The organism is Micromonospora chaiyaphumensis, assembly GCF_900091435.1.
Classification (GTDB): domain Bacteria; phylum Actinomycetota; class Actinomycetes; order Mycobacteriales; family Micromonosporaceae; genus Micromonospora; species Micromonospora chaiyaphumensis.
Window position 1 is genome coordinate 140,299 of sequence record NZ_FMCS01000009.1, and the last position, 15,648, is coordinate 155,946.

Genomic DNA, 15,648 nt, shown 5'->3' on the forward strand with positions numbered 1-15,648 from the left:
TCGGTGGCCGCCGCGGGGACGGCCACCGACGGCGGGATCAGCGGCCGGACTCGAGCGAGCCCGCGCGGCCCCCGCCGTAGGAGCCGGCGAGGCCGGCGGTGGCGAGGCCGTTGCTGCCCCCGGTGGCACGGGTGCCCTCGGAGCGGTTCATCTCGACCTCGAGGCCCTGGCCGCGACCGTCGAGGTCACGCAGCTGGCTCTCCAGGTAGGCCTTGAGGCGGGTGCGGTACTCGCGCTCGAACTGCTTGAGCTCCTCGATGTGCTTCTGCAGCGCCGTGCGCTTGGCGTCCAGGCCGCCCATGGCCTCCTGGTGCCGCTGGCGGGCGTCCCGCTCCAGGGCGTCGGCCTTGGCGCGGGCCTCGCGGGTGACCTCCTCGGCCTTGGAACGGGCCTCGGAGAGCAGCTGGTCGGCCTCGCGCCGGGCGTCGGAAACGTGGTCGTCGGCGGTGCGCTGGGCCATCATGAGCACTCGCAGCGCCTGCTGCTCGCCGTCGGCGGCGGAGGCCGCCGGGCCACCCTGGGCACGGACCTGCTCCAGCTCGGCCTGCATCGCCCGCGCCGCCTGCTCGGCGGCCGCCTTGTCGCGCTGCACCCGGTCGAGCTGGGCCTTGACGTCGTTGAGCTCCGCCGCGAGCCGGGCGTCGCCGCCGGGGCCGGCGGGAGCCCCGCCCCGACCGCCGCGCTCCACCTGGGCGCGCAGCTCGTTGTTCTCCTCGATCAGACGGGCAAGCTCGCGCTCGACCTCGTCCAGGAAGGCGTCGACCTCCTCCTCGTCATACCCCCGCTTGCCGATCGGCGGCTTTTTGAAGGCGACGTTGTGGACGTCGGCCGGGGTCAGCGGCATCGAAACTCCTCGGGTCAGTTGCGGCCGCGAAAGCGCTCTGGTCAGGCAAAGGCCAGGATCAGGCGCCTAAACACGAACTCCATCAGCACGAACAGGATAACCAGGAGCACAAGGGAGGCCAGGTCGATGCTCACGGTACCAATTCGCAGTGGTGGGATCACACGCCTCAACGCGCGCAGGGGCGGATCAGTGACGCTCCACACGACTTCCAATCCCGCCGATGCTCCACGGCCCGGTTGCCAGCGGCGACCATAGGCCAGAACAGCCCCCAGGACAAATCGGGCCAACAGCACAAGCAGGAAGAAATACAGGAGCAGATAGAGCACCTGGAACAGGATCGACAACACGGCAGGCGACGTCCCTCGGTCGTGCGGGCTAGCTCAGGCTGAAAAAGCCGCCCTCAGCGATCTTGGCCTTGTCCTCCGCGGTGACCTGGACGTTGGCCGGTGAGAGCAGGAACACCCGGTTGGTCACGCGCTCGATCGTACCGCGCAGGCCGAACGCGAGCCCGGCAGCGAAGTCGACCAGACGGCGGGCGTCCGCCTCGTCCATCTCGGTGAGGTTGATGATCACCGGCACGCCGTCGCGGAAGTGCTCACCGATGGTGCGCGCCTCGCGGTAGGTGGTCGGGTGCAACGTGGTGATCTGGTAGCGCTGCTCGTCCTCGGGCGCCACGGCCCGCTCGCGCGGCTGGGCCTGCGGAGCCAGGGCGAGGTTGTCCCGCGTGTGGTAGGTCAGCGCGCCGGAGGTCTCGCCCGCGCCGGAGCGGGTGATCGACCGGACGCTGGACCGCTCGGTCCGCTCCGGCCGCTCCACCTCGGCGCGGTCGGCCTCGGCGGCGCGGCTCGACGCGCGCTCGGTCAGCCGGCCACGGTCGCCGGTCCGCCCGCGGGTCGCCGGCGGCTCCTCGGACTCGTCGTCCTCGTCGTCGGCGAACTCCTCCGCGTAGCGGCTCGACCGGTAGCGCGACTCGCGGTAGCCACCCTTGTCGTAGCCACCGTCCTCGTACGCCCGCTCATCGTCCTCCTCGACGAGACCGAGCCAGACCCCCGCCTTGCGCAGTGCACCCATCCCCGCGCCCTTCCGTCCGCCGTGCGGCACGCGCCCCCGTGCCGTGTCGCTTGATCACGAGTGGACAACGATGCCCATCGGACCGGATCGGCAATCCCCTGGCGAGCGATTCGCGGTCCGCTCGCCACGGCCCCCGGCTACGGGAACGCCGTTCCTGAACAACACTGATGTAATTTGCTTCTTTCGCGGTCAGGCTACCGCAGCGTGGGGCGCATTCCGAGCAACGCGCTACCGACGCGGACATGTGTCGCGCCGTACCCGATCGCGATTTCCAGATCGCCGCTCATTCCCGCGGAGAGCACCGTCGCACCGGGATGATCGACGCGGAATCGCGCCGCCACCTCGGCCAGCCGGGCGAACGCCCGCTCGGGCTCCCAGCCCAGCGGGGCGACCGCCATGAGGCCGGCGAGCCGCAACCCGCCGGCCCCGGCCACCGCCGCCGCCACCGGGGCGAGGCCCCGGTCCGGGTCGGCCGCGTCCGGCAGCGCCCCGCCGCGGGCCGGGTCGCCGTCGACGCTCACCTGCACGAGCACGTCCAGCGGCCGGTCCCGGGCGGCGGCCGCCGCGCCGTCCAGAGCGGTCGCCAGCCGCACGCTGTCGACCGACTGGACCACGTCGGCATAGCGGACCACCGAGCGGGCCTTGTTGCGCTGGAGCTGGCCGATGAAGTGCCAGCGCGGCACGGCACCGGCGGCGGCCGCCTCGGCGGCCTTCGGTGCCGCCTCCTGGTCGCGGTTCTCCCCCACGTCGGTCACCCCGAGCCCGGCCAGCGCGACCACGTCGGCGGCCGGGTACGTCTTCGTCACCGCGACCAGCGTGACCTCGCCCCGGTCCCGGCCGGCCGCCGCACAGGCGTCGGCGATGCGGGCCCGGACCCGGGCGAGGCCGGCCGCGAGCTCGGCGCGACGGTCGGGTCGCACCGTGGTCGGTGAGTCGGTCATCGGCGCGGCTCAGGAACCGTTCTTGAGGAAGTCGGGCACGTCGACGTCGTCGAAGAGCACCCGGCGCGGCGACTGCTGCGGTGCCGGCATGGTGGCCGGCGGGCTGACCGGTGCGTTCGGCTGCGTCGGCGGGTTCTGGTTGGTCTTGCGGGACGGCTCGACCGCCTTGTAAGCGGGCGCACCCCCGTCGAAGCCCGCCGCGATCACGGTCACCCGCACCTCGTCGCCGAGCGCGTCGTCGATGACCGCACCGAAGATGATGTTGGCGTCCGGGTGGGCCGCGTCGGTGACCAGCTGGGCGGCGTCGTTGATCTCGAACAGGCCCAGGTCGGAACCGCCGGCGATGGAGAGCAGCACGCCCCGCGCGCCGTCCATGCTCTGCTCCAGCAGCGGGCTGGAGATGGCCGCCTCGGCCGCCTCCACGGCGCGGTTCTCACCGCGGGCGCTGCCGATGCCCATGAGCGCGCTGCCGGCGCCGCTCATCACGCTCTTCACGTCGGCGAAGTCCAGGTTGATCAGACCCGGCGTCGTGATCAGGTCGGTGATGCCCTGGACACCGGAGAGGAGCACCTGGTCCGCGGTGCGGAAGGCGTCCATCATGGAGATGTTCCGGTCACCGAGCGCGAGCAGCCGGTCGTTCGGGATCACGATGAGCGTGTCGCACTGGTTGCGCAGCTCCTCGATGCCGGCCTCGGCCTGCACCTGGCGGCGCTTGCCCTCGAAGGAGAACGGCCGGGTGACCACGCCGATGGTGAGCGCGCCGAGCTTGCGGGCGATGTTGGCCACCACGGGCGCGCCGCCGGTGCCGGTGCCGCCGCCCTCGCCGCAGGTCACGAAGACCATGTCGGCGCCCTTGAGCACCTCCTCGATCTCGTCGCGGTGGTCCTCGGCGGCGTTCTTGCCCACGTCGGGATTGGCGCCGGCGCCCAGGCCGCGGGTCAACTCCCGGCCGACGTCGAGCTTGACGTCGGCGTCACTCATCAGCAGCGCCTGCGCATCGGTGTTGATCGCGATGAACTCGACGCCCTTGAGCCCAACCTCGATCATCCGGTTGACGGCGTTCACGCCGCCGCCCCCGATGCCGACGACCTTGATGACCGCCAGGTAGTTGTGCGGAGGTGTCATCTCCGGTCCTTTCCCTTCGAGATTGGCATGGGCCGACCCCACACGGCTTGGCCAGACCAGCGGCGGAGCATTTCCCAGCTGTTCCGAGGGCTGAAACCCTCACCCTCTACTAGAGGCTTAGAGCGATGTCAACCACTGATCTCTTCGGGGCAACGTATGCGCCGCCGCGCGCTGAGCCAAGGACCTTTCCGGCGTGTCGCCCGGGGAGCGGGCCGGCTCACGTCGCCGCACCGGCGGATCACTGGAAGGTGACCACGTCCGGTGCGCTGACGTCGATGGTGTCGGCCTTCCGACCCAGCAGGGCGGTGGCCACCTTGGACTTGTCCGGGCTGCGGGTCGCGTCGCCCCAGACCACCCTCCGGTCGTCGCGCAGCAGCAGGGTGATCCGGGCCAGCCCGGCCACGTCCACCGCGACCAGCTCGGCCCGCAGCTTCGGGCTGAGCGCGGCGAGCACGTCCAGCCCGGCCCGGGTGCCGGGGTCGTCGGGGGCCGGCCGGCCGACCCGGACGACCGGCAGCCCGGCAGGGGCCTGGTCCAGGGTCTGGAAGACCACGCCGGCGCGGTCGACGACCGCCCAGCGCTCGCCCTGCGGCACGGCGGCCGCCGGGCTGCGCTCCACCACCCGGATCACCAGGGCGCCCGGCCAGTCCCGCTCCACCGTGGCCCGCTCCACCGGGGCGAGCACGCCGACCCGGCGGGCGGTCGCGGCCAGGTCCACCCGGGCCAGCGGGGCGTCGTCGGGCACGGCCGCGGCGTCGCGCACCTCGACCGGGGTGACCAGCGTCGCGCCGACCACCCGCACCTCCCGGACGCCGAACAGGCCGGTGCCGAGCACGGTCCAGGCGACCAGCCCGGCGATCGCCAGCACGGCGACGGTGACCGCCCAGGGCAGCGCGGCGCGCATCCGCCGCTGCCGCGCCCGGGCCATGAAGCGCCGGGTGGACGGGGGTACGGCATCGGCGCCGGCCCGGACCAGCTGCCACCGCCGGACCGGGTTGCGCCGGCCGGCCCCGCCGTCCTGGCCAGGGGTACGGCCGCGGGCCGGGCCGGGGCTCATCCGGCCGTGGCGGCCGCGCCGTCCGGGTCGACGCCGGTGCCGATCGCCGCGGTGCCACCGGTCCGGGCCAGCAGGGCGTCGAGCAGCTGGTCGCCCATCAGCGAGATCGGCGGCGCGCCCATGGTCACCACCACGTCGCCCGGCCGGGCCCGGCGGGCCACCTCGGCCGGCACGTCGTCCCACGCCTCGACGAAGACCTTCCGGTCGGGCGGCAGCGGCACCACCGACAGCAGCGCGGCCGAGCCCTCGCCGGGCTGGCGCAGCTCGCCCGGGCCGAAGACCTCCAGCAGCACCAGCTCGTCGGCGATGCCGAGCGCGGCGGCGATCTCCGCTTGGAGGTCGCGCGTGCGGTAGAGCCGGTAGGGCTGGAAGACCACGATGAGCCGGCCGTCGCCGGCCACCTCACGCAGCGTCTGCAGGGCCAGCGTCATCGAGGTCGGGTGGTAGGCGTACTCGTCGTAGACCAGCACGCCGTCGGCGACGCCCTTGCGCTCGAAGCGCCGCCGCACGCCGGGGAACGCGCCGAGCGCGGCCTCCGCCGCCGTGATCGGCAGCTCCAGCAGGTACGCGGCGAGCACCGCGGAGGCGCTGTTGAGCCCCATGTGCCGCCCCGGCACCGGGAGCCGGATCTCGCCCAGCGACCGGCCCTCGATCTCGGCCAGGTAGCGCACCCCCTGCGCGGAGGAAGCCATCCCGCTGAGCCTCAGGTCGGCGTCGGCGGACTCGCCGTACGTCCAGACCCGGCGCCCCTCGGCCCGCAGCGTCTTGGCCAGCCGGCGCCCGCCCGGGTCGTCGGCGCAGGTGACGATGAAGCCCTCGGGATCGGTGAGCCGGGCGAACTCGGCGAAGGTCGCCTCCAGGTTGGCCAGGTCGCCGTAGGTGTTGAGGTGGTCGGCCTCGATGTTCGTGATGATCGACACGTACGGGCGGTAGATGAGGAACGAGCGGTCGCTCTCGTCCGCCTCGACCACGAAGTGCTCGCCCGTGCCGTGGTGGGCGCCGGAGCCGACCTCGGAGATCTCGCCGCCGATCACGAAGGACGGGTCGGCGCCGGCCTGCTGGAGCACCATGGTGACCATCGAGGTGGTGGTGGTCTTGCCGTGGGTGCCCGCGACGGCCACGGTGCGACGGCCGGTCATGGCGGCCGCGAGGGCCTCGGAGCGGTGCAGCACCCGCAGGCCGCGCCGGCGCGCCTCGACCATCTCCAGGTGGTCCTGCGGGATGGCCGACGAGTAGACGACCGTGTCCACGCCGTCGAGGTTGGCCGCCTCGTGGCTCATGTGGATGGTGCCGCCGAGCGCCCGCAGGCCGGCGAGGGACGGCCACTCCCGCAGCTCGCTGCCGGAGACCGGCAGGCCCCGGGTGAGGAAGAGCCGGGCCAGGCCGCTCATGCCGACGCCGCCCACCCCGATGAGATGGATCCGGCCCAGGTCCTCCGCGGTCATCGTGCCGGCGGGGGTGAACTGCGCGGTGTTCATGCGACGTACCTTCCGGTCGCGGCGGCCGCCATCAGCGGCTCACCGCCTCGTAGACGAAGTTCAGCAGGGCCACGTCGCCGTCGCGGCGGCCGTACGCGGCCGCGGCGGCACCCATCGCGGCGAGCCGCTGCGGGTCCCGGATCAGCGGGATCACCGTGCGCTCCACCCAGGCCGGGGTCACCTCGGCGTCGTCGACGAGCAGCCCCCCGCCCGCCTCCACCACGGGCAGCGCGTTGCGCTTCTGCTCCTGGTTGCTGTGCGGGTACGGCACGTAGATGGTGGGCAGGCCGATGGCGGCCACCTCGGCGCAGGTCATGGCGCCGCCGCGGCCCAGCATCAGGTCGGCGGCCGCGTAGCCCAGCTCCATCTCGGACAGGTAGGGCAGGGTCACGTACGGCACCGGCAGGTCGGTGGGGACCGAGACCGGCTCGTTGCGGGCGCCGATCACGTGCAGCACCTGCACGCCGTTGCGGGCCAGTTCCTTGGCCGCGCCGGAGACCGCCAGGTTGATCGAGCGGGCGCCCTGCGAGCCGCCGGCCACGAAGAGCACCGGCAGGTCGGGGCGGAGGCCGAAGTGGGCTCGGGCGGCGTTGCGCACGGCGGCCCGGTCCAGCCCGGCGATGCCCCGGCGCAGCGGCACCCCGACCACCCGGGCGTCGCGCAGCGACTCGGCCTGCGCCGGCTGGTGCGGGAAGCCGACCGCCACGTTCTTGGTGAACTTCATGCCGAGCCGGTTGGCCACGCCCGGCGGCACGTTCACCTCGTGGATGACGATGGGCAGCTCGCGCCGCCACGCGGCCAGGTAGCCGGGGACCGACACGTACCCGCCGAAGCCGATCACGACGTCGGCGCGTACCTCGTCGAGGATCTTGCCCGCGGCGCGGGCGGCCTTCCACATCCGGTCCGGGGTGCGCACGAGGCTCATGTTGACCGAGCGGGGCAGCTGGTAGGCCGGGATCTGGCGCAGGTCGTAGCCGGCCGGCGGGATCAGCTCGTTCTCCAGCCCCTTCGGTGTGCCGAGGCAGGTGATCCGGACGCTCGGGTCGTGTCGGCGCAGGCAGTCGGCGAAGGCGAGCAACGGGTAGATGTGTCCACCCGTGCCGCCTCCGCAGAGCACCACCGAACGCAGCGGACCCATCAGCGTCTCCTCTCGCTCGCCGTGCCGGCGCGTGCCCGGTCGGACCGGACGCCGCGGGCCGCGGCCTGGTCGTCCTGCCGCCGCTGGCGGGACCGGGGCACGGACCCTCGGTCCGCCGGTGGCGACGCCGGTCGGCGGCGCCGGCCGGGAAGCGGCGGCAACGGGGCCCACACTAGTCGGACCCACCGGGCCGGCGGACGGGCATGCAGGGCCCGGGCCGCGTCGGGCTCGGCGCGGGCGAAGGAGGCGAGCATCCCGACCGCGGCCAGGGTCACCACGAGGGCGCTGCCGCCGTCGGAGATGAACGGCAGGGGTACGCCGGTGAGCGGCAGCAGCCCGGTGACCCCGCCGATGTTGATGACGGCCTGGCCGACCAGCCAGGCGGTGACCCCGGCGGCGGCGAGCCGGCGGAACGGGTCCTCCACCCGGCGGGCGATCCGCAGCCCGGTGTAGGCCAGCACGGCGAAGAGCACGAGCACCACCGTGCAGCCGACCACCCCCAGCTCCTCAGCGATCACCGCGAAGATGAAGTCGTTGTGCGCCTCGGGGAGCCAGCCGAACTTGAAGCTGCTCTTGCCCAGCCCGACGCCGAACCAGCCGCCGTGCTCGATGGCGTAGCGCGCCTGGATGGGCTGGTAGCAGTTCTCCAGCGCCAGCTCGAAGCAGGTCTTCGGATCGGGCGGGTCGAGCCACATGGTGAGCCGGCCCAGCCGGTAGTTGTCGGCGTCGCGGGACCCGGAGCCGGCGCCGAGCGACGCGGCGGCGACCAGCAGGCCGATGCCGGCGAGGCCGATCGCGGAGAGCGTGGCGAAGACCCGCTTCCGCACGCCGGCCGCCCAGAGCAGGCCGACCACGAGGGCCAGCAGGCAGAGCATGCTGCCGAGGTCGTTGTAGCCGACCAGCACGAAGAGCAGGCCGACCACGGGGAACAGCGGGGTGGCCAGCTCCCGCCACCAGCCGAGCGCGGCGCCCTTGCGGACCAGCACGTGCGCGCCCCACAGCACGAGCGCGAACTTGGCCACCTCGACCGGCTGCACCGAGATCGGGCCGAGGTAGAGCCAGAGCAGCTCGGCCTTGAGCGGGCCGATGGACTTCACCCGGAGCAGGGCCTCCAGGGCGACCAGCAGGTTGAGCAGGAGCAGCAGCACGACCGCGAGGCCGAGCGCGGGGCGGCTGCCGGCCCGGAACGTCTTCGCGGGCAGCCGCTGGCAGGCCCAGAACGCCACGACGCCGATCACCGCGAAGATCGTCTGCTTGACCAGGGACGCCGTGGCGTTCCCCTCCTCGGCGTAGTCCTTCACGCTGGTCGCCGAGAAGACCATGGTCAGGCCGATCAGCAGCAGCAGGCCGGCGCTGGAGAGCAGCAGGTAGTAGGAGGCCAGCGGCCGGGCCAGCAGGCCCCGCAGCGCGGCCAGCCCGCCGGCCGCGTCCAGCCCGAGCAGCGGCCCCGGCGGATCGGCCGGGCGGGTCGCCGCGGGCGGTCGCCGGGCCTGCGTGTCGGTCGCGCCCTCGGTGTCTCGTGCCTCCCCCACCCGCCCATCATGGCGGCTCGACCCGCCCGCCCGTGGCGCAACCGCCCGGTCGGCGTGTCGGAACGCGAAAGGGCGGGACCCCTGGTAACACCCAGGGATCCCGCCGTGACGCAGGGGCAGCGGGTCAGCTCACCGCGGCGAGGAACTCGCTGTAGAACAGGCCCAGCGCGATGGCCACACCGATGCCGGCGATGATCCAGAACCGGACCACGATGTTGACCTCGCTCCAGCCGGCCAGCTCGAAGTGGTGCTGGAGCGGCGACATCCGGAACACCCGCTTACCGGTGGTGCGGAACGAGATGATCTGGATCACCACGGACATCGTGATGATCACGAAGAGGCCACCGATGATCGGCAGCAGCAGGATGGTCCGGGTGGACATGGCCATGCCGGCGATCAGGCCGCCCAGGCCCAGCGCGCCGGTGTCGCCCATGAAGATCCGGGCCGGCGACGTGTTCCACCACAGGAAGCCGACGCAGGCCCCGGCCGCCGCGCCCGCGATCAACGCGATCTCCAGCGGGTCCCGGACGGTGTAGCAGTACGCCTCGGTGTAGTTCGGGTCGGCGCACCAGTGCCGGTACTGCCAGAAGGCGATCAGCGCGTACGCGGCGAGGACCATCACCGAGGCGCCGGTGGCCAGGCCGTCGAGACCGTCGGTGAGGTTCACGCCGTTGGTCGCCGCCATCACCACCAGGATGATGACGATCACCGAGCCGATCTTGCCGATCTCCAGGGCCGGGATGTCCCGGATGAAGCTCAGCATGGTGCTGCCGACGGTCTCGGTGTTGGTCGCGTTGCCCCGGACGTCGGTCATGCTGCTCGGGAAGTAGAGCGCCACCACGCCGAAGATCGCGCCGACCAGGATCTGGCCGGCGAGCTTCCCGCGCTTGTTGAGGCCGCCGCTGTGCCGCTTGCGGACCTTCAGGAAGTCGTCGATGAAACCGACCGCACCGGAGAACACCATGAGCCCCAGCAGCACCAGCGCCGTGATGGTCGGCTCGACCTGGGCGATCTGCGCGTCCGGCAGGGTGGTCAGGGCCAGGTGACCGGCGACGTACGCGATCACCGTGGCCAGGATGAAGACCACGCCGCCCATGGTCGGCGTGCCCTTCTTGCCCTGGTGCATGGCCGGGCCCTCGGCCCGGATCGGCTGGCCGGCCTTGAGCCGGGTGAACACCTTGATCGCGATCGGGGTGCAGAACAGCGAGATCAGGAAGGCGACCCCGATGGCGACGATCACCGCCCTCATGCGGCCGAACCCTTCCCGGCGTCCGCGCGCAGCGCGTCGGCCACCTCCCAGGTGCGGTACCGGGAGCCCTTCACCAGCACCACGTCACCCGGACGTAGCTCGCTCCGCAGCACCTCGACGGCCGCCGCCTGATCGGTGAGCAGCACCGACTCTCCTCCCCAGTTGCTTACCGCTGTCGCGCCTTCGTGGATCGGCGCCGCCGGCTCGCCCACCACGAGCAGCCGGTCGACTCCCAGCTCGGCCGCCAGGCGGCCGACCTGCTGGTGCCCCTCCCGTTCGAAGTCGCCCAACTCGGCCATGTAGCCGAGCACCGCGACGGTACGCCCCGTACCCCGCATGCTCGCCAGTGCCCGCAGTGCCACGCCGGTGGAAGCCGGGTTGGCGTTGTACGAGTCGTCGATCACGGTCACCCCGTCGGGGCGCTCGAACACGTCCATCCGGCGGGTGGAGACCAGGCCCAGCTCGCCCAGGGCCACCGCCAGGTCGGCCGGCGGCAGGCCCAGCTCGCGGGCGACCGCCGCGGCGGCCAGCGAGTTGGACACCTGGTGCCGGCCGGTCAGCCCGAGCCGCACCGGCGCGCTCCCCTCCGGCGTGACGAGGGTGTACGACGGGCGGCCCCGCCCGTCCAGCGTCACGTCGACGGCGCGCACGTCGGCCCGCTCGGACTCGCCGTAGCGGACCACCCGGGCCGCGGTGCGCGCCGCCATGGCGTCGACCCGCGGGTCGTCGGCGTTGAGCACGGCCAGCCCGTCGGCGGGCAGCGCCTCGACCAGCTCGCCCTTGGCCAGCGCGATGGTCTCCACCGAGCCGAACTCGCCGATGTGCGCCACCCCGACGTTGAGCACCACGGAGATCCGCGGCGGCACCACCTCGCACAGGTACCGGACGTGCCCCACCCCGCGGGCGCCCTTCTCCATCACGAGGTAGCGGGTCTCCGGACCGGCCTGCAACGCCGTGTACGGGTGCCCCAGCTCGTTGTTGAACGAGCCGGGCGGCGCCACGGTCGGGCCGAGCCGGACGGCGAGCTGGGCGATCAGGTCCTTGGTGGTGGTCTTGCCGGAGGAACCGGTCAACCCGATGACGGTCAGCCCGGGCAGCCGGTCGACCACCGCGCGGGCCAGCCGCCCCATCGCGTCGAGCGCGTCGCCGACCAGCACCATGGGCACGCCGGGGACCTCGCGGGTGCCGAGCACGGCCACCGCGCCCGAGTCGACCGCGCCGGCCGCGTAGTCGTGCCCGTCCACCTTCTCGCCCGGGAAGGCGACGAAGAGGCCGCCGGGGGTGACCTTGCGGGAGTCGAACTCCACCGAGCCGGTCACCCGGGCGTCCGGGTCGGCGGCGACGAGGCGGCCGTCGACCGCGGCGGCCACCTCGGCCAGGGTCAGCGGGATCATCGCTGGCCCACCAGGTCGCCGAAGCGGGCGCGCAGCGCCTCCGCCAGCTCGACCCGGTCGTCGAACGGCAGCACCTCGCCGTTGATCTCCTGGCCGCGTTCCTGCCCCTTGCCCAGCAGCGCCACGATGTCCCCCGGTTCGGCCACCCGGACCGCCTCCTCGATGGCGGCCCGCCGGCCGGGCGCCTCGATGATCCGCGCGCCGGTGCCCGCCGCGTACGCGCCGGCCAGCACCTCGGCCCGGATCGCGGCCGGGTCCTCGGTGCGCGGGTTGTCGTCGGTCACCAGCACCACGTCGGCGCCCCGGGCGGCGGTGGCGCCCATCACCGGCCGCTTGCCCCGGTCCCGGTCGCCGCCGGCGCCGAGGACACAGATCAGCCGGCCATCGGTCAGGTCGCGCAGCGCCACGAGGACCGCCTCGATGGCGTTCGCCTTGTGCGCGTAGTCGACGACCCCGCGTACCGGGGCGTCCCCGCTGACCAGTTCCAGCCGGCCGGGCACCCCGCCGCAGGCGGCCACCCCGCGGGCCGCGGTGGCCGGGTCGACCCCGGCGGCCACGAGCGTGGCGACGGCCAGCAGCGCGTTGGCCACGTTGTGCCGGCCGGGCAGGGCCACGCCGGTGGGCAGGGTCACCCCGTCCGGGCCGTGCACGGTGAAGTGCTGCGCGTAGCCCTCGCCGCCGACGCCGTCGGCCCACCAGGTGGCGGTCGGGTCGCCGGCCGCCGAGTAGGTCACGGTCGCCGGCTTGAGCAGCGGCCGCAGCGCCGGGTCGTCGTGGTTGAGCACCTCGACCCGGCAGCGCCCGTCGAAGAGCTTCGCCTTGGCGGCGAAGTAGTCCGCCTCGTCGGCGTGGAAGTCCAGGTGGTCGGAGCCGAAGTTGGTGTAGCCGCCGACGTCGAACCGGACCCCGCCGACCCGGCCCATGGCCAGCGCGTGGCTGGACACCTCCATGACCACGGTGTCCACCCCGCGCTCGCGGGCCACCGCGAGCATGGCGTGCAGGTCGGTCGCCTCGGGGGTGGTCCGGACGCTGTCGATCACCAGGTCGCCGAGCCGGGTCTCCACCGTGCCGATCAGGCCGGTGGTGTGCCCGGCGGCGCGCAGCCCGGACTCGATGAGGTAGCTCGTCGAGGTCTTGCCGGCGGTGCCGGTCACGCCGATCATGGTCAGCCCCGCGGTCGGGTCGCCGTAGACGGTGGCGGCGACCTCGCCGAGCACCGCCCGGGGATCGTCGACGACCAGCACGGGCAGGCCCGCCCCGGCGGCCAGCGCGACGCCGGCCGGGTCGGTCAGCAGGGCCACGGCGCCGGCCCCGGCCGCGGCGGCGGCGAACTCCGCGCCGTGCCGGCGGGCACCGGGCAGGGCCGCGTACAGGTCGCCGGGGCGGACCTCCTGGCTCGCGTGGGTCACGCCGGTGACGGCCACCTCGGCGGCCCCCTCCGGCGGCGCGACGGCCAGCCGGGCGGCGAGGTCGCCGAGCCGGACGGGATTCACGGTGGCGGGTCGTGGATTGCCGGGCACGGCGTCAGACCCTACCCGGTCGTCCGGTTCCGACCGCACAGCCGCCCCGGTGGTTCGTCGCCACTCACCGATGATGTCCCGCCCTCCCGGCTCAGTGCGGAAAGACCTCGAACTTCGGGGACTTGTTGGTCGCCGAGGGCGGCACCCGGTAGTGCCGGAGAGTGAAGGACATGATGTCCCGGAAGGCCGGCGAGGCCAGCGCCCCACCCTCGCCACCCGGGCTCCAGACGAAGACCGCCACCACGTACCGCGGCTTCTCGGCCGGGGCCATCCCGATGAACGAGGCGACGTCGCCGGGCTGGCGCTTGCCGTTCTCGTAGCGCAGGCCGGTGCCGGTCTTGCCGGCCACCCGGTAGCCGGGCACCGCGGCGGGCAGGCCGGTGGCCCGCCCGTCCGGGCCGTCGACCGTGGTGACCGCCTCCAGCATCCGGCGCAGCGCGGCCGCGTTCGCCGGGCTGAGCACCGAGCGGGTGACCGGGGCGGCACCGGGCTTCTTCTTCCCGTCCGGGCCGATCACGTTCCTGATCAGGTGCGGCTGGACGTACGTGCCGTCGTTGGCGATGGCGGCGTACGCGGCGGCCATCTGCAACGGGGTGGCGTCCACGCTGTGCCCGATCGGCACCGACCCGTACGACGAGTCGCTCCACTCGCTCGCGGGGAGCAGCCGGCCGGTGGCCTCCCCGGGCATGCCCTCGCCGGTGGGCTGCCCCAGCCCGAACCGCTTCTGGTAGTCGATCAGGCGATCCCGGCCGAGCTTGTCGGCGATCTCGATGGTGCCGACGTTGGACGAGAAGGCGAGCATCCCCGGGATGCTCATGGTCCGCCCGTTGGCCGGGTGGGTGTCCGTGAAGGGCACGTCGCCCCTGGTGACGCTGTTGGCCACCGGCAAGGTCGTGTCCGGCGTGATCACACCCTCCTGGAGGGCGGCGCCGTAGGTGATCGCCTTGTGGATCGAACCCGGGTCGACGACGAAACTGGTGGCGGCGTCCTCGCGGTCGGCCGGCGAGTTGACCTTGGCGGGGTCGGCCGCGTTGTAGGTGGGGTAGCTCGCCTGGGCCAGCACGTCGCCGGTGCCGACCTCGATGACCACGGCGGCGCCGACGCTGTTCCGGGTCTGGGCCATCGCGTCGGACAGGATCCGCTGGGTCTTGAACTGGAGGTCGCGGTCGATCGTGAGCTCCAGCGAGCTGCCCGGCTGGGCCGGGGTGGTCTGGCTGTAGCCGCCGGGGATCGGCGCCGCCAGGTCGCCCTGCCCCACCTCGTACCGCTTCCGGCCGGGCTTGCCCTCCAGGACGTCGTCGTACTTCGCCTCCAGCCCCTCGAGGCCGTTCATGTCCTGGCTGACGAAGCCGAGCAGGTTGGCGGCCAGGTCGCCGCCGGGCACCTCGCGCCGCTCGTCGCGGTGCACGCCGATGCCGGCCAGGTCCAACGCCATGATCTGCTTGGCCCGGTCGATGTCGACGCCACGGGCCAGGTACTCGAACTGCGACCAGCCGCCGCCGGGCAGCTTGCGGGGCTTCATCTTCCCGGTCAGCTCGGAGGCGGGCACCCCGAGCAGCGGGGAGAGCAGCCTGGCGGTGGCGACCGGGTCCTTGACCTGGGTGGGGTCGGCGAAGATGTACCGCGCCTCGACGCTGTGGGCCAGCGGGGCGCCGGTGCGGTCGTAGATCGCGCCGCGCGGGGCCGGCAGCTCGACCACGGCGAGCCGGTTGGCGAGCCCGCCGTCGGCGTACGCCGGGGTGCTGACGGTCTGGAGGTAGACCAGCCGGATGCCGATGCTGGTGAAGAGCGCCAGCACGAGCAGCGTGCCGAGCCGCAGCCGGCGGCGCGGGTCGGCGAGCTTCGGCGGGCGGCGCGGCTTGCGGACCGGCCGCCGGGCGGCGGCCGGCCGCGCGGGGCGCCGCGGCCCGGGCCGGCGCCGGGGCGGCGGCGCCTCGTCGTCGTCGAACGGCTCGCGCACCGGCCGGGCGGAGACGGTCCGCACCACGCCGGACCGGCCACCGGCCGCGGTCTCCCGGCGGCCGGCGCGGGTCGCACCGGTACGGCCGCCGTCGAGCACCTGCAGGGCCGGGCGGAACGGGTCACCGGAGCGGCTGCTGCGCGGGGTACGCCGCTGGTCGGCGCTCCCACCGGTCCGGGCGGCGCCGCCGCCCTCCCGGATGGTCCGACCGCGCGGCGTGTACGCCCGGGCGTCGGAGATCCCGCCGACGCCCGGCTCCCGGCGCTCCGCGCCCCGGGACGAGCCGCGCCGGGAGCCCGTGGCGTCCCGGCGCGGATCCTCCGATCTCGGCGGCATTGC

General features: G+C 73.7%; 13 protein-coding genes. All 13 read right to left on the reverse strand.

Annotation, left to right across the window (positions count from 1 at the left end; all coding sequences use genetic code 11):
* Nucleotides 1-37: 37 nt before the first annotated feature.
* Nucleotides 38-844, reverse strand: coding sequence for a DivIVA domain-containing protein (locus GA0070214_RS23350; protein ID WP_091268047.1), 807 nt, complete (start codon nucleotides 842-844; stop codon nucleotides 38-40).
* A gap of 41 nt (nucleotides 845-885) precedes the next feature.
* Nucleotides 886-1,191, reverse strand: coding sequence for a YggT family protein (locus GA0070214_RS23355; RefSeq protein WP_091268049.1), 306 nt, complete (start codon nucleotides 1,189-1,191; stop codon nucleotides 886-888).
* 28 nt (nucleotides 1,192-1,219) lie between these two features.
* The gene (locus GA0070214_RS23360; RefSeq protein ID WP_091268052.1) at nucleotides 1,220-1,915 is read right to left on the reverse strand and encodes a cell division protein SepF; all 696 of its coding nucleotides are present in this window, start codon (nucleotides 1,913-1,915) and stop codon (nucleotides 1,220-1,222) included.
* A gap of 194 nt (nucleotides 1,916-2,109) precedes the next feature.
* Nucleotides 2,110-2,856, reverse strand: coding sequence for a YggS family pyridoxal phosphate-dependent enzyme (locus GA0070214_RS23365; protein WP_091268054.1), 747 nt, complete (start codon nucleotides 2,854-2,856; stop codon nucleotides 2,110-2,112).
* A gap of 9 nt (nucleotides 2,857-2,865) precedes the next feature.
* Complete coding sequence (gene ftsZ, locus GA0070214_RS23370) at nucleotides 2,866-3,981, reverse strand: cell division protein FtsZ (protein ID WP_091268056.1); 1,116 nt, start codon at nucleotides 3,979-3,981, stop codon at nucleotides 2,866-2,868.
* Nucleotides 3,982-4,219: 238 nt separating this feature from the next.
* Nucleotides 4,220-5,038, reverse strand: coding sequence for a cell division protein FtsQ/DivIB (locus tag GA0070214_RS23375; RefSeq protein WP_091268059.1), 819 nt, complete (start codon nucleotides 5,036-5,038; stop codon nucleotides 4,220-4,222).
* Nucleotides 5,035-6,516 (reverse strand): UDP-N-acetylmuramate--L-alanine ligase, encoded by a 1,482-nt coding sequence (gene murC / locus GA0070214_RS23380; RefSeq protein ID WP_091268062.1) that lies wholly within the window; start codon nucleotides 6,514-6,516, stop codon nucleotides 5,035-5,037. Before murC ends, GA0070214_RS23375 begins: the two co-directional genes overlap by 4 nt.
* Before the next feature lie 31 nt (nucleotides 6,517-6,547).
* On the reverse strand, nucleotides 6,548-7,654 hold the full coding sequence (murG, locus tag GA0070214_RS23385) for an undecaprenyldiphospho-muramoylpentapeptide beta-N-acetylglucosaminyltransferase (RefSeq protein WP_091268064.1): 1,107 nt from the start codon (nucleotides 7,652-7,654) through the stop codon (nucleotides 6,548-6,550).
* On the reverse strand, nucleotides 7,654-9,096 hold the full coding sequence (locus GA0070214_RS23390) for an FtsW/RodA/SpoVE family cell cycle protein (protein ID WP_244167826.1): 1,443 nt from the start codon (nucleotides 9,094-9,096) through the stop codon (nucleotides 7,654-7,656). Before GA0070214_RS23390 ends, murG begins: the two co-directional genes overlap by 1 nt.
* 214 nt (nucleotides 9,097-9,310) lie before the next feature.
* Nucleotides 9,311-10,435, reverse strand: a complete 1,125-nt coding sequence (gene mraY / locus GA0070214_RS23395; RefSeq protein ID WP_091268070.1) for a phospho-N-acetylmuramoyl-pentapeptide-transferase — start codon at nucleotides 10,433-10,435, stop codon at nucleotides 9,311-9,313.
* Entirely contained in the window at nucleotides 10,432-11,829 is a 1,398-nt protein-coding gene (locus tag GA0070214_RS23400; protein ID WP_091268072.1) for a UDP-N-acetylmuramoyl-tripeptide--D-alanyl-D-alanine ligase, read from the reverse strand. The genes mraY and GA0070214_RS23400 overlap by 4 nt, the downstream gene beginning before the upstream one ends.
* Nucleotides 11,826-13,388, reverse strand: a complete 1,563-nt coding sequence (locus GA0070214_RS23405) for a UDP-N-acetylmuramoyl-L-alanyl-D-glutamate--2,6-diaminopimelate ligase (RefSeq protein ID WP_208602877.1) — start codon at nucleotides 13,386-13,388, stop codon at nucleotides 11,826-11,828. The genes GA0070214_RS23400 and GA0070214_RS23405 overlap by 4 nt, the downstream gene beginning before the upstream one ends.
* A 52-nt stretch (nucleotides 13,389-13,440) precedes the next feature.
* Entirely contained in the window at nucleotides 13,441-15,645 is a 2,205-nt protein-coding gene (locus tag GA0070214_RS23410) for a peptidoglycan D,D-transpeptidase FtsI family protein (protein ID WP_091268079.1), read from the reverse strand.
* Nucleotides 15,646-15,648: the final 3 nt, after the last annotated feature.

Excerpts from the sequence above, each read along its gene's own strand:
- GA0070214_RS23365 (WP_091268054.1), bottom strand. The coding sequence starts at position 2,856 with ATGACCGACTCACCGACCACGGTGCGACCCGACCGTCGCGCCGAGCTC.
- ftsZ (WP_091268056.1), bottom strand. The coding sequence starts at position 3,981 with ATGACACCTCCGCACAACTACCTGGCGGTCATCAAGGTCGTCGGCATC.
- GA0070214_RS23410 (WP_091268079.1), bottom strand. The coding sequence starts at position 15,645 with ATGCCGCCGAGATCGGAGGATCCGCGCCGGGACGCCACGGGCTCCCGG.
- GA0070214_RS23400 (WP_091268072.1), bottom strand. The coding sequence starts at position 11,829 with ATGATCCCGCTGACCCTGGCCGAGGTGGCCGCCGCGGTCGACGGCCGC.
- GA0070214_RS23360 (WP_091268052.1), bottom strand. The coding sequence starts at position 1,915 with ATGGGTGCACTGCGCAAGGCGGGGGTCTGGCTCGGTCTCGTCGAGGAG.
- murC (WP_091268062.1), bottom strand. The coding sequence starts at position 6,516 with ATGAACACCGCGCAGTTCACCCCCGCCGGCACGATGACCGCGGAGGAC.
- GA0070214_RS23375 (WP_091268059.1), bottom strand. The coding sequence starts at position 5,038 with ATGAGCCCCGGCCCGGCCCGCGGCCGTACCCCTGGCCAGGACGGCGGG.
- murG (WP_091268064.1), bottom strand. The coding sequence starts at position 7,654 with ATGGGTCCGCTGCGTTCGGTGGTGCTCTGCGGAGGCGGCACGGGTGGA.
- mraY (WP_091268070.1), bottom strand. The coding sequence starts at position 10,435 with ATGAGGGCGGTGATCGTCGCCATCGGGGTCGCCTTCCTGATCTCGCTG.
- GA0070214_RS23350 (WP_091268047.1), bottom strand. The coding sequence starts at position 844 with ATGCCGCTGACCCCGGCCGACGTCCACAACGTCGCCTTCAAAAAGCCG.